Origin of the sequence: Pseudoalteromonas phenolica (genome assembly GCF_005876835.1) — a bacterium.
Lineage (GTDB): Bacteria > Pseudomonadota > Gammaproteobacteria > Enterobacterales > Alteromonadaceae > Pseudoalteromonas > Pseudoalteromonas phenolica_B.
Genome location: NZ_PPSW01000025.1, coordinates 57,126 through 71,921, shown reverse-complemented (window position 1 = coordinate 71,921; position 14,796 = coordinate 57,126). Strand labels below are relative to the sequence as shown.

The window sequence follows — 14,796 nt, the reverse complement described above, 5'->3', positions numbered from 1 at the left end:
CAGCATGCTGGGGTTTATTTTTTCAAACGACGCCAAACCCACATGCTTATTTCAGAACATACTGCACAGCAACAAAATCTATTGTTTCAGCTATACGAAACACTCAATATTGAACAACAAAAGCTGTTGATGGTATTGGCCGTCGTTTATAAGCCTTTGAGTCGTGGACATATCAATCAGCTTTGCCGAAAGCTAAGTAATCAAACCCAAATTGATTGGCCTACTAATTTATTACGGTTTAGTAATCCAGATATTGAAGTGTTAGCGCAAAGTGGACTATTCAGTGCAAAAGACGATGTTCACAAGGTCAAACCGCTTCTAGCAAATAAATTAACAGAGCTCAGTATTTATCAAGGGAGCTTTTTACCCATTCTAAAGCTCGCTGAAGACGTTGTGCCCGTTTTACAGCTATATGATTGGGAGAAAACCTTCCAAGATGAGCAAAGGCTCGCCCGCGACTATTTCTACCTCAAAGAATTTAAGAGCCTAGAAAAACATCTTCGCCTGGATAAAAACCCGCAACTCATTGACCATAAAAGAAACCAAATTCTGCTTGAATGTTGCTTTATGCCGTTCAACGAATCGGCTTTTACAGAGCTGCCTGAAAGCATTCAATATCAAGCATTTGCGACTTGGTTAACGTTTAGAAAGCAAAAAGGCGCATCACTCAGCTACCCGCTGAGTTTGCTAAAAAATGTGCTCCAAGATTGTCAATTTTTACCACTCAAATTGCTCTACGGCGAGCATTTAGTACTCCAAGGTGAATGTAAACAAGCAGCAGCCTTATTAGCTGGCGAAGCTAAGTCGGTGTATCACAGACAAATACTGGCTACTATTAGTTTGTTCAACGGAAAAATAAAAGAATCTGTTGATGAATTCGAGCAAGCCATCAAACTTAAAAATAAGCTCTACGGTAAAAAGTCTGACTACTTACTTGGCGTCTTTGGGTTAGTCCAAAAGTTTGCGCTGCTATTACAAGGTGCCGACAATCAGCCAAGTAAGCTGATAAAACTCGTTGAGTTGTGTAAACAACAGAAAAATAATAAGCACTCAGACTCATTCGACAAACTCATCGCGTCTATATTCATTGAGCTGACTCAAGCTATTCAGAAGGCAGAACCTGCTTATTTAAATGACGTAATAAACAACGTTAAACACTCGGTATTTTCAGAGAATATCGCGGCTTTGCTCACCCTCTACGCTCAGTGTTGGACTGCTAAAACTGAAAATTTAAATAGAGAACAAGTGAATACGCTCGTGAGCAATTTTGATCAAGGCGAGCTGACTCTATTTGCTAATCTTGCTCGTCAGTTACGTCATGAATCGACACCACTTACGATTGATTTTACCCAAAGCATTAAAGCCAAGCCAAGATGGGATAGAGCTTTATCGCAACTGAAAGCGCTTACTAATCTATCTAAACCCGATAGTGCTCAATCAAATAGCGATGAGCGATTAATCTGGGAATTACACTTTGCAGATGAGCATTCCTACTTCACTGCACGAATACAAAGTAGGTCGGCTCAAGGTTGGAGTAATGGAAAGCCAATTTCAGCCAAACGGTTAGTAGAATCATCAAGTTCATTAAACTGCTTAACTGTAAAAGACAAAACCATCATTCAAGCTATTGAAAAGCTTGCTTTTGAAGATTATCGAGGTATAGGCACTCAGTATCAGTTAACGGGTCTTAAAGCCCTCAGGGCAATCAAAGGCGCACCGAACATTTATCTCAACGATGACTTTACGATGCCAATCAGTATTTCTGAGCACTCCCCCGCTGTGCTAATCGACAAGCATCAACAAGAGATCCATGTTTCAATCAGTCATTTACCCAAATCATTAGAACGCGAAGCCCCTGTTTTCTCTTTTTATCAAATACAGTCTGATGAATATGGCTTTAGCACCTTTGAAACCGAGCATTTAAAAGTAGCTCGCATTATCCGCGAAGAAGGGCTTGTTTTGCCTATTTCAGCAGAAGCTGAGCTGTTGCAAAGTGTGCAAGCCATAGCGCCTTTGATTGATATTCAAAGTAGTTTAGACAATAAATCAGAAGCAGATAGCCAAACATCAACCACCAAACTAATTACTACGAATAATAAACTCGTCATCAACATACAACCCTATCAAGAGGGTTTAGTGTTTACATGTATCGTGATGCCATTAGGTGAAGAAGGTCCTGCTTTTAAACCGGCTATCGGCGCAAAGCATATCTCTGCATTAATAAATCATGAGCGGCTAAGCACATCTCGAAATTTAGCGCTTGAACAGCAGTTACTTGAACGTTTAGATGTACTCTGCCCCGCCTTTCAGGCGATGACAGATAACCAGCTTAAAGTGTCAGTATCTCAAGATGCGTATGAAGTGTTATTAAAGCTCGAAGAGATCAGCAAACAAGAGCAGGCCTCATTGCCTTTATTATTACGATGGCCGAAAGGTAAAACCCTTTCTTTATCACCAGAGCTGCAAACGCAGCATTTACAGCTTGCAATGTACCGTCAAAACGAATGGTTTAATTTACAAGGTGGGCTACAACTAGATGATGGCAAAGTAATAGCTGTTAAGCATTTACTGCAGTTAGCCGAACAAAGTGGTAGCCGCTTTATCAAGCTAGAGTCTGCTCAAGTACTGTGCTTGTCAGAGCAACTAAAAGCTCGACTCGATACCATCAATATGGCTAGCGAGCACGGACAGTTTCATCCACTTGCAGGCAAAGTGATCAATGAAGCCATGTCTGGTATGCGCATGAAAACCTTGCATAGCTGGGAACAACAAACCCAGCGTATGTTTGAAGCTGAAAAGTTGCAACCCAAGCTTTCGCCTTATTTAAATGCCGATTTACGCCACTACCAAATTGAAGGCTTTCAGTGGGCGATGAAGTTAGCTCATTGGGGTGCAGGCGCATGTTTAGCGGATGACATGGGCTTAGGTAAAACATTACAAGCGCTAGCTGTGATCCAAGCTCGCGCATCACAGGGGCCAACGTTGATTATTGCGCCTACTTCGGTCTGTTTTAATTGGCAACAAGAAGCAAAAAAATTTACACCCACTCTGAGTGTTTTCAACTTTGCGGACAACCCTACGGCTGAATTTGTTGGAGCGCTCACTGGCAATGAATGCTTGATTATCAGCTATGCCATGTTACAGCGTCATATTGATATACTTAAACCCATTAACTGGCAAACAATTGTGGCTGATGAAGCACAAGCACTTAAAAACCCGTTATCGCAAAGAACACAAGCTGCTTGCGCTTTAAAAGCCGATTTTAGAATGATTACCACAGGTACGCCGCTTGAAAACAATTTAAGTGAACTGTGGAGCTTATTTAGATTTGTAAACCCCGGGCTATTAGGCAACTTAAAAACCTTTAACCGCCGTTTCGCTCAACCTATTGAGCAAAGTGACGAAGACCCAATAAAGGGCAAAAAAGCCGCCTTTGGTTTAAAAACTCTACTTAAACCTTTTATTCTCAGACGACTAAAATCTGAGGTATTAACTGAGCTGCCGCCACGCACACATATAGATGTTCACGTGCCGCTCAATGAGCAAGAAAGACATTTATATGAAGCAATAAGAGTCAATGCCGTCGAGAAACTGGCTACAATTCAAAAAGAGCAAAGTATAGCAACACAGCGCATGCAGATTTTTGCTGAGCTAACCAAGCTAAGACAAGCGTGTAGTAACCCCACTTTGGTATCACCAGATACCGACATCGAAAGTTCAAAGTTAAAGCAACTAACTATGTTGCTGGTTGAGCTCAGAGAAAATAAACACAAAGCACTGATATTCAGTCAATTCATTGGTAGCTTGCAAGCGGTTAAAGCACTATTAGAGGCACAGCAAATACCTTTTCACTATATAGATGGTGCAACACCTGCGGAGCAACGCAAACACAGTGTTAACGCGTTCCAACGTGGTGAAGGCGAAATATTCTTAATAAGCTTAAAAGCTGGTGGCTCAGGATTAAACCTTACCGCAGCTGATTATGTTATCCATCTTGATCCGTGGTGGAACCCCGCGGTTGAGGCCCAAGCTTCTGATCGCGCGCACCGCATTGGCCAGACTAAGCCTGTCACGGTTTATCGCTTAGTCGCAGAACAAACCATTGAAGAAAAAATCCTCGCCCTACATGAGCATAAAAAAGAACTTGCGGATAAGTTACTTGATGAGGGGAATGCAATAGATGCACTAAGTGTGCAAGAATTACTCGGTTTGTTAAAAGAAACGTTTTAAGTAAGATTTGGTGATTGAGAGTTTAAGAAGCATCTTCAATCACCAGCATCAAAGAAAGAATATTCTTAGTTAAATTGAACGATTTCAACACCTAACACATATTGACCTTGCTCATCTTGCGCACAACGCACAACCTTAGTGTGGGCATTCAAAGGTGGAATACTGGCACTGCTTGAGTCAATATGAATATCTAGTATGGTGTCGACTTCTAATGGTTGTTCAACCTCAATGGAAAGACCTGTCGCACTCAAATCTAAGCATTTACCAACCAGATTGAGCTGTTGTTCTAAAACTGAAATTTTTGCCTCAGCATTAACCATCATACGCATAAAGCGGCGTTTATCTTCGTGCAACATAGAGTACTCCTAAACCATTGATTTTAGTTTTTCTAGTAATTGTTGCATTGAAAAAGGTTTCACTACGTAGGCGTCGCACCCTGCTTCGAATCCGGCTTGTTGCTCTTGCTCAGACTCAAGCCCTGATAGCATAACTATTGGAATGTCTTTTGTTTCTGGCGTATTTTTCAATAGCCGACAAGTGTCATAGCCATCAAGACCAGGCATACAGACATCTAGTAAAATAGCATCAGGTGGGTTCGCGATAGCCGATGACAAACATGACTTGCCTGAGTCAGCATAACTGAGCTCAAAGTTACTCGATAGCGCTGTGGTGAGCATTTCAAAATTAAAATATTCATCATCAACCACCAACACATGCGGCGTTGGTTTTGCTTTTACTTGAGTTGTCATTGGCAATGCTACTTCCTTTTCAATACTCAATTTAGTTCCTCTTATTAAGGTAATTCGCCTAGCTCAAATTGCAAGGCGGATTGACAATTAATCACACTCTTTAAGTGCATTAAGAACACGCTTAGCAGAAATTGCGTAAGGTGTCCCTAATGTTTGAGCAAACAAAGACACTCTTAGTTCCTGCTGCATCCAAAAAATATTTTCAAGCTCTTTTGGAACCGGCAAACCTTTTGGAATTTTCGCCAGTTTTTTCTGATACTCTTGAGATACTTTATCTAACTCTAATGTACACAATCTGTCTCTATTTGGATCAACAGGCAGCTTTTCTAAACGACGCTCAATGGCTTTCATATAACGCAGTAAATCATTGAGTTTCTCAGCACCGTGTTTACTCACAAACCCTCTAAAGACTAAAGATTCAAGCTGGGATTTAATGTCGCCATGTGCTGTGATCATGGTTAAGTCAACCTTGCCTTTCATACGCTTATTTATGGCGTGCGCAACGCTCAACACTTGTTCTACCTGAGTAGCAATTTCAACTACCGCATCACCCAGCTCACCACGGATAAATTCTTTTACCTGCTCAAACGCTTGCTCATCTCGAATATCACCATGTTTTTGTAGTAAGGCATCCACTCCAGAAGCAATACAGTCATCAATTAAATCTTGTATTTTACCAAATGGGTTAAAATACAAGCCCAGTTTGGCCTTGTTTGGTAAATGCTGCTGCAAGTATTTAATTGGTGACGGTACATTTAATAACACCAGTCTCCTTAACCCTTGCTGATGCGCAGCTTGTGCTTTTAATTCATTATCGAATAATTCAATGGCAGCACTGGACTTTTTATCTACCAACGCAGGGAATGCTTTGATTTCATAGTTACCCTGCTTCTTAGTGTACTCTTTTGGTAACTCACCAAACTCCCATTGAGTGAGATCGCTTTGTTCAATACCCTGCTCTGCCACTTTAGACAGTGTACTTGTTACTTGACCTTGTAATTGCGCTTTTAATTTCAGCAAATCTTTACCGTGAGCTAAAACCTTATTTTTCTCATCAACGACTTCAAATTGCATCACTAAATGCGTATCTAACGTGCTGGTATCCCATTGCTCTTCAGCAACACGAACCCCTGTCATTTTCAGTAAACGATTGCTAAGTGCATCAATTAAACGCCCTTGCATCGGCTCAACACTCGCTAAAACTGCATCAGCGTAATTTGGTGCAGGAACAAAATTTCTTCTTAACGTTTTCGGCAGGCTTTTGATGAGACCACATATAAGTTCATGTCTGAGTGCAGGAATATGCCAGTCAAACCCTTCATCTTGAACCTGGTTAAGCAGTGCCAAAGGAATATTAACCGTAACACCGTCAACAGGCTGTCCCGGCTCAAAATGATAACTCAACGGCAGAATTAAATTACCTTGTTGCCAAGTATCAGGATAATCAAACTCAGTGATCTGCTCCGCACCATGCTGCATCAAATAGTCTCGAGACATATGCAAGTAGCACTTATCTTTTTGCTTTTGTTTTTTCCACCAATGGTTGAACGCAGCACGGTTATTTACTTCTTGCGGAATTTTCTCATCGTAGAACTCAAACAAAGTAATTTCGTCGACTAAGATATCTCTACGACGGGCTTTTTTCTCAAGCGTGTGGATTTCATCAATTAGATCTTGGTTATATTTCAAAAAGCCTTCTTGTTGGCCAAGTTGATCTGCAATCAGCGCTTCTTTAATGAATAATTCGCGGCTGACAACGGGGTCAATTTGACTATATACGGTACGCTTCTTAGAGACGATAATCATGCCATACAGACTTTGCTGCTCGTAAGCAATCACACAGCCTGGCTTTTTCTCCCAGTGAGGCTCGCTGAAACTTCGCTTCACTAAATGTTGTGCAATCGGTGGTACCCAAGTCACATCAATTTTCGCATTCATGCGGGCATACAGCTTACTGGTTTCAACCAATTCTGCTGACATCAACCACTTTGGCGACTTTTTGAAAAGGCTAGAACCTGGGAATATATGAAATTGGCTATTACGCGCCCCTTTATAGACCTGCTTTTCATCTTTAAAACCAATATGACTCAACATACCGCTGAGCAAAGCTTGATGAACGTTATCTACTTCAGCCTGATTATCAGTAAGCTTAATCCCCATTTCTTCACAGACTGTGGTTAACTGATAAACAATATCTTGCCACTCACGAATACGCATGTAGGCTAAGAACTCTTTCTGACAAAGCTTTCTGAATTGGCTACGGCTTAACTCTTCTTGTTGTTGCTCTAAGTAATACCATAAATTTAAGAATGCTAAGAAATCAGAATCAGGATGCGCAAAGCGCTCATGTTTTTCATCTGATGCACCTTTTTTATCTTGCGGGCGCTCTCTTGGATCTTGAATCGATAAAGCAGCAACTATGACGATGACTTCACGCAATGCGCCCAGCTTTTCAGCAGACAACACCATTTTCGCCAAGCGAGGATCAATCGGTAAGCGGCTCAAGGCTCGACCAGATTGAGTAAGCTTAGTCTGCTGTCTTCTTTTTGAAGGATGAACGGCTTCAAGCTCTTCGAGTAAGGCAATACCGTCATTAATATTACGGCTATCAGGTGCCTGTACAAACGGAAATTCACTGATATCGCCAAGCCCTAGGCCAAGCATTTGTAAAATAACCGATGCTAAGTTAGTACGAAGGATTTCAGGATCGGTAAACTCAGGACGACCTAAAAAGTCTTCTTCTGAATACAGACGAATACAAATACCTGAAGCCACACGACCACAGCGGCCTTTTCGCTGGTTAGCACTGGCTTGTGAAATGGCCTCGATAGGTAAACGCTGTACTTTTGTTCGGTAGCTGTAACGGCTAATACGTGCAGTACCTGGGTCAATCACATAACGAATACCAGGTACAGTCAGTGATGTTTCAGCTACGTTGGTTGATAAGACAATTCGTCGATGACTGTGCGCGGCAAAAATACGGTTTTGCTCCGCATTTGAGAGTCTGGCGTATAACGGTAAGACTTCTACGCCCTTTAAATTTCGCTTACCTAGCGCATCGGCGGTATCTCTGATCTCTCTTTCACCATTCATGAAAATAAGAATATCACCAGGACCTTCGGCACATAACTCATCAACCGCATCAAAAATACCTTGCAGTTGGTCGTTTTCTGCTTCGCTTTCATTGCCAGCTAAATCAAGTGTTGGCCTATATCTTACTTCAACTGGGTATGTTCTACCCGATACTTCAATGATAGGTGCATTATTAAAGTGTTTTGAAAAACGTTCAGGGTCGATGGTTGCTGATGTAATAATAACTTTTAGATCAGGACGCTTAGGCAACAGGTTTTTTAAATAACCCAAGATGAAATCAATGTTAAGGCTTCTTTCGTGGGCTTCATCAATAATAATCGTATCGTACTGATTCAAATAACGATCGTTCTGAATTTCCGCCAACAAAATACCATCGGTCATCAGTTTAACGTACGAGTTGTCGCCAACCTGATCGCTAAATCGAATTTTAAAACCAACCTCTTCACCTAAATCACAATTCAGTTCTTCGGCAATACGATTTGCAACGCTTCTTGCTGCTAATCGACGAGGCTGAGTATGACCAATATAGCCGTCAACACCACGGCCTAGCTCTAAACAAATTTTAGGTAACTGTGTGGTTTTACCCGAGCCCGTTTCACCCGCCACAATTACAACTTGATTTTCAGCAATGGCTTTTTTTATTTCGTCTTTTTTCTGGCTTACAGGAAGTTGCTCTGGGTAATCTACTTTTGGCAGGTTTTCTAAGCGAGTAACACGCAACGACTGACTGGCCTCAATATCTTTCTTAATTGAAGCAATAACTTTGTTTTGTTTATTCTCGTCATTTATTTTTTTAACACCATGCAGGCGTTTTTTAAAAATAAACTGATCTTTCTTAAGGCAAGTTTTTAGCTCAGTAAATAGCGGTCCTACACTCACTTCCACGACACTCTTTTAAAAAATAAAACAGCGGCAAGTATATCAAAAACCGTTTACTGAGCCTATTACTGAAGTTGTTGTTCTATTGAACGATTATTTAATCTATCGCTATGCGTGCAAATTACACATATCGATGACCGGACTCATAATTATCATGCAGATGTTTATCAAGTGCTAACAAAACATGTGCTCGAGTAATTACCCCAACTAAAATACCATCACTATCACAAACCGGATACAGTTTTGGGGTGTTCACAGTCATTCTGTCGGCCATTTGTACAATGCTGTCATCAGCCGAAACGCAAAAAGGCTCGGCATTCATGACATCAGACACCACACTGTGAGACTCGTTTTGATAAGTTGCTTCTAACATTTTTTTTAAGCAATCTTGCTCTGACAAAAAACCTATTACTTTCTTATTCTCATCAATAACGGGGCCACCCGACTGACCACTTTGCAATAGTTTTTCTACTGCAGCTTCTATGCGCATATCTTGAGAGAAGGTAACTGGACGATGATTTAGATAGTCTTTTACTTTGATTGAATGCATTATTTCGCTCCATTAAAAAAGCCAGCTAAATTAAATATAGCTGGCTATCATGGAGTTGCCTGTATTTTCAAAAAATTAACGGTTAATCGTCTTTGAAAATACCTATCTGAGTATCTTGTGATGAAGACTTACTGGCTCGATACATACCTTTGGTATTAAATGGCATACTGATATTGCCTTTGGTGTCCACAATGATCACACCACCTGTACCACCGATAGGCATGAGAACATCGTTGATCACTTCTTTACCCGCTTGTTCAATTGACTTACCTTGATACTCGACTCTTGCACAAATATCACTGGCAACGCTGTAACGAATAAAATACTCGCCATGACCAGTCGCCGAAACAGCACAAGAGCGGTTATCAGCAAATGTACCCGCCCCTATTATCGGCGAATCACCCACACGGCCAAAGCGCTTTGCAGTCATACCACCTGTCGATGTGCCAGCAGCCAAGTTACCATTTTTGTCTAAAGCAACAGCTCCGACTGTGCCCATCTTATATTCGTTTGCCAGTGCTTGGTGCGCAGCCTGATAATCCTTGCTGGTTTTATTAGCCGCATCAAGCTTCTTTTTAGCTTTGATAAGGGCTTCATATCGGTGTTTGGTATCAAAGTAACTATTGTCTACAAAATCGAAGCCTTGGTGTTTTGCAAATTGCTCGGCGCCTGCTCCACTCAGCATCACATGGACAGAGTTCTCCATCACTGAGCGAGCCAAATCAATTGGGTTTCTAACCGTTTTTACCCCAGCAACTGCCCCAGCTTGACGATTTCGGCCATCCATAATGGATGCATCTAATTCATGAGAACCGTCATAAGTATAAACAGCGCCTTTACCAGCATTAAAAAAAGGCGAATCTTCTAAAATATTTATCGCCTTGGTGACAGCGTCTAGACTCTCACCACCAGACTCAAGCACTTTATATCCTGCTTCTACTGCTTCTTCTAACTTTGCTCTATAGGCTTTCTCTTGCTCTGGTGTAAAACGGCTTTTTTCAATTGTACCCGCACCACCATGAATTGCGATTGCAATAGGTTGCGTTTGTGCCATCGCGCCAAAACTCGATATAGCAATACCTATAGCCGCTAATAGAGATTTCTTATTCATATTTTATCCTTGGACTTTTTTAGTTCATCTTGGGAAGTTTGTAACTAAATTGCAACAAAACGAGTCAAACTTAATTAACCAAATTGCAGGCACAAAAAAAGCACCTACAGGTGCTTTTTTTCAAACGCTTAATAATTAGCTAGCTTGACGCTGTGCTTTTAAGCGCGCTAAACGAGCTACTTGGTGAGTAGACGTTAAGAAAGAGAAGATAGGCGCTAGGTAGCCACGCTTACGTAGCTCTAAGTATGCTTCATCGCTTAATTCATTTAGCTTGCGCTCGTCAACAAGGTAGATACCGTTGATGTCTTTTTTCTCACCAGCGATTTCAACTGTTAAGGTTTGTTGAACTAAAAGCTCTTTCTCAGCTAAGTAAGCAGTGAACGCTTCAGTAACACGTGCAAATTCAACATAGTTTACTAGCGCTTCTTTACGACGCTCTAGGTATTCAGTTTCTTTGCCATCAGCAAATAACGCGTTCCCTTCTTCTTCACCAACTAATGGACTTGCTTCATCGATAACAATACCAAATTGATCTTCTTCAGGGTGCTTCACAAGACCAAACGGGTAACGAGCAGCAGCTAAAGGTGCAAAACCAGCTGTCCACTTGCCATCTTGTACAAATAAGTTTTCACCTGGCTCTAAACCAAACATAACAACTGGTTGAAATTGTCCATTCTCAGTGTTTTTTACAAACGCCATTGGGAATTCAGTTGCTACACGCGCAAACTCATGCGCTACTACTGGCATTAAGTGCTGTGATTTTAAAAATTCAACGTTGATGCCATTTTTTACTTTTTTGTTGGCATGCTTCTCGTTATGTAAAGGCTGCACTTGTTGCTCTGCCATAATACTACTCCATTCATTTACGTAATTATTACTTTTAGTTCGCTTAGGCTAAAGGTTTTGTTTCTAAATTGGAAGAGTAATTTTCGCAAAATAAAAAACTTTATAATTTACCCTTAAACCATGTTCTGATACTCATAAGATCGTTATGTGATAAGTTCATCAATATGTCATGCAAGTCATCAGGCAAATGAGATTTGGGATCAGTTTCAGTCTGAAAAACATAATAATTGAATATTTCTTTCCATGCTTTTCTTTCTTGAATAGGCAGGCTAGGAATAAAGGACATTAAAAACACTAGGCTATCATACGGTAAGCTACCTTCGTTGTTTAATTCTTTCCACCAATAATTTAATAAAATATTTTCAGAGTCTAGTGATTGCACAGCATGCCACCACAAATTTGGAATAAAGACAGCTTGACCAGGCTCCAATGCAACATCAACAGCATGTTGTAGAGCCGCTTCATACCTCGGAAATTTATCAAAGTCAGGGTTAACAACATCAACCATGCTTATCGGAGTGCCTCCTGGTGTTAAAGATATAGGTCCCACATATAAATTCTGAATTTGATGGGTCGGAAACAATTTAAACTCTCTTCGTCCTTTCAGCACATGTGCAATATTGTGAGAAAAATCAAAGTGAGCTGCAGTATTACATTTGTTCCCTAGCCAAAGCCTAGCATCAACATCCTCTTTTAACTCACGGCACTGAAAAGTATCTTTAACAAAATTATTAAAAACTATATTTAAAGGAATCGCTTGAGCTGCGTAAAAGCTTTTATTGGTGTTAGGGTCTTTTAATAGATTAAAAAAATCACTAAAGGAGCATGTATGATGTTCAAAATTTAGAGCATTTACACGATCATTGTAAAAGTATCTACCTGCAAACTCTTCAGCTAATTTTGAATAATGAATCTGTTCAGAAACTACATTTTCTTTAAGAATTTCTGTTATATTATTTAAATCAATTGAACTATGGCTCGCGTGATGAAAATCCGAGATTTTTACCGGAAGGTTAAAATTAATAAAGGTTTCTAAATTATCAAAGAACTCCTTCCTTCCAACTTCTGTTATTGCCATACCACCTAACCCATATATAAAAATTGACTTATGAAACTATCATTAAGTAAAAAAATAACAATACAGAAAACAAAGATTAATGACAACGATGTCATTTATGTGATTGATAATTTTTTATCTGAGCCTGATGACATAGTGTCTTTTGCATGCGAAACAGCTTATTTTAACCCGCCAGGTAAAGATGGTACTTTGTACCCAGGTATTAGGGATTTAATGCCTAGACCTTATGAAGCTTGTTTACAAGAGCTATTGAATGAGCTGTTTGAAAGTGAAACTTATATTCATAGGTGTATGCTCAGCTTAATAACTATCCCCGATGAAGAAATAAACGAATTCCAATCACTTCCTCATGTGGATTCTCTTGAAGACTGCCAATATGCAAGTGTTCACTATCTTTGCGATAGTCAATACGGCGGAACATCTATTTATAAGCATATACCTTCTGGTGATATAAAAATAACACCTAAAAATGTGCAACTGATGCAAGATGCTCTAAACAATAATAAACAGAGAGGATACCTAACAAATAACAATGATTTATTTGAAAGTGTCTTTTCTGTCGAGGCAAAATTCAACAGAATTGTCATTTATCCGAGTAATTTACTTCATTGTGCCGATATAAACAAAGCTAAAAGTATCTCAGCAAATCCAAAAAGAGGCCGATTGACTGTAGCCTCTTTTTTTGAAATATAAACCTGTCGAGTAGAGTTTATGGTTTTTCAAATTTTTGGAAAACCATTCTCAAACACTTTTTTAATTAATTCACGTTGTTTTGGTAATCTATTTTTATATTCCTCAAACGTTTTAAGCACTTGATTTGTTTGATTCTCATAGCGTGCTAACTCATGATCACTCATTTTTAAATCTTTGAAAGAAAAATCCATCCCAGCTAAAACATATAAATAATTCTCTAAATCGAAAACCTCAAATTTAGAGAAGAAATCGTCTTTGCTAGGGTAACTTTTCATCCATAAAGAAAGCTTTTCAGTTAGACTAGTTGGAATAGATGACATATCTCTATTATCAAGCCAAAACTGACTATCAGTGCGATTTGAAATACAGTAGTGAAGTTTAACAAAATCTATCACTCTTTCCCAAGTGTAGGTAATACGCTTATTAAAGTGCTTTGCAAAGTCCTCTAAATCAGACGCATGCTCAGGAAGTTTATTACAAAACAGATTAGCAGAAAAATCAGAAAGCAGAATTGCTGTTGCTTCTAAAGGTTCAACAAACCCCTGTGAAAGACCAATTGCCAAACAGTTTTTATTCCAGGCTTGCTCCCTGTAACCTATCTTCATGTCAATTTTTCTAACATTAAATTCTTCTAATGGATTTCCAACATATTTTTCAAGTTTTTCTCTTGCGGTATCTTCAGACATATACCTGTCGCAATAGACTAGGCCTATACCACGTCTAGTTGAAAGCGCGATATCCCATATCCAGCCAGCTTGATGTGCTGTTGATATAGTGAAAGGAGGAATTTCTTTGTCGAGATTAGGTATTTGAACCGTTAACGCCTTATTTGAAAATATGACATTACTCTTATCTATAAAAGGCACAGCTAACTTCTGACCTAGTATTAGACTCGTAAAACCTGAGCAATCAATATAAAAATCGTACTTTGTCATCCCATTTTTTTGTAGCTTCAAGGCTAAAATTCCTATTTCCGAGTCAATAGTCACGTCTTCAACATTATCGGAAATATAATTCACACCTAATTTTTCAACTGCATTTTCCTTCAACAGTTGAGCAAATTTATGTGCATCAAAATGGTATGCATAATCAGAAATACCAGTGAATTCAGCATCAGTTATATTTTTAGGTGCTAAATTTAGTTCAGCTAAATGCTGTTGAATTGACACCATTTCAGCAAAACTTGACCCTTTTTTCTTATGCCAAAAGGGCAGTAAATTGTCACCGAAAGGGAAAGGGTAATCAAAAAGATGGTGATAAAAGTTTTTTTCACCATGCGTTTCTTTATCCATCCAGTTAGCGAACTTAATAGATTGTTTAAAAGTTGCATCACATTTTGTTATTAGTTCAGATTCACTGATCCCTATTCTTTTAAGCGTCTGACGAATAGAAGGAACAGTTCCCTCCCCGACTCCAATTATCGGAATATCTGGAGACTCTATTAGGGTTACTGATTTGGTTTTATCATGAGATAACTTGGTGGCAAGTAGGCTTGCTGTGATCCACCCAGCAGTTCCGCCACCAACCACAACATAATTTTTAATCTCGATATCTTTCATACATTGCC

10 protein-coding genes are annotated in these 14,796 nt (G+C 39.6%); 2 read left to right on the top strand and 8 right to left on the bottom strand.

Annotated elements, in window-relative coordinates; genetic code table 11:
• Window positions 1–42 precede the first annotated feature (42 nt).
• On the top strand, window positions 43–4,230 hold the full coding sequence (locus C1E24_RS15215; RefSeq protein WP_138482879.1) for a DEAD/DEAH box helicase: 4,188 nt from the start codon (window positions 43–45) through the stop codon (window positions 4,228–4,230).
• Window positions 4,231–4,295: 65 nt separating this feature from the next.
• Here the strand turns inward: C1E24_RS15215 and C1E24_RS15210 are convergent, their stop codons facing one another.
• The 7 genes from C1E24_RS15210 to C1E24_RS15180 all read right to left on the bottom strand — a co-directional run bounded on the left by C1E24_RS15210 (window position 4,296) and on the right by C1E24_RS15180 (window position 12,536).
• Window positions 4,296–4,586: a PilZ domain-containing protein gene (locus C1E24_RS15210; RefSeq protein ID WP_138482877.1), complete on the bottom strand. Its 291-nt coding sequence runs from the start codon at window positions 4,584–4,586 to the stop codon at window positions 4,296–4,298.
• 9 nt (window positions 4,587–4,595) lie between these two features.
• Window positions 4,596–4,979: a response regulator gene (locus tag C1E24_RS15205; RefSeq protein ID WP_138483044.1), complete on the bottom strand. Its 384-nt coding sequence runs from the start codon at window positions 4,977–4,979 to the stop codon at window positions 4,596–4,598.
• Between the two features lie 87 nt (window positions 4,980–5,066).
• Complete coding sequence (gene hrpA, locus C1E24_RS15200; protein WP_138483042.1) at window positions 5,067–8,951, bottom strand: ATP-dependent RNA helicase HrpA; 3,885 nt, start codon at window positions 8,949–8,951, stop codon at window positions 5,067–5,069.
• A gap of 121 nt (window positions 8,952–9,072) precedes the next feature.
• On the bottom strand, window positions 9,073–9,501 hold the full coding sequence (locus C1E24_RS15195) for a CBS domain-containing protein (protein ID WP_138482875.1): 429 nt from the start codon (window positions 9,499–9,501) through the stop codon (window positions 9,073–9,075).
• A gap of 82 nt (window positions 9,502–9,583) precedes the next feature.
• A complete protein-coding gene (locus C1E24_RS15190) occupies window positions 9,584–10,612 on the bottom strand; it encodes an isoaspartyl peptidase/L-asparaginase family protein (protein WP_138482873.1) in 1,029 nt (342 codons plus the stop codon).
• A gap of 135 nt (window positions 10,613–10,747) precedes the next feature.
• Window positions 10,748–11,458: a SapC family protein gene (locus tag C1E24_RS15185; RefSeq protein WP_138482871.1), complete on the bottom strand. Its 711-nt coding sequence runs from the start codon at window positions 11,456–11,458 to the stop codon at window positions 10,748–10,750.
• A gap of 100 nt (window positions 11,459–11,558) precedes the next feature.
• Window positions 11,559–12,536, bottom strand: coding sequence for a cupin-like domain-containing protein (locus C1E24_RS15180; RefSeq protein ID WP_138482869.1), 978 nt, complete (start codon window positions 12,534–12,536; stop codon window positions 11,559–11,561).
• A gap of 30 nt (window positions 12,537–12,566) precedes the next feature.
• Between C1E24_RS15180 and C1E24_RS15175 the strand changes: the two genes are divergently transcribed.
• Window positions 12,567–13,229: a DUF6445 family protein gene (locus C1E24_RS15175; RefSeq protein WP_138482867.1), complete on the top strand. Its 663-nt coding sequence runs from the start codon at window positions 12,567–12,569 to the stop codon at window positions 13,227–13,229.
• Window positions 13,230–13,255: 26 nt separating this feature from the next.
• On the opposite strand, the gene C1E24_RS15170 is transcribed toward C1E24_RS15175, so the two are convergent.
• Entirely contained in the window at window positions 13,256–14,788 is a 1,533-nt protein-coding gene (locus C1E24_RS15170; protein ID WP_240722031.1) for a tryptophan halogenase family protein, read from the bottom strand.
• Window positions 14,789–14,796: the final 8 nt, after the last annotated feature.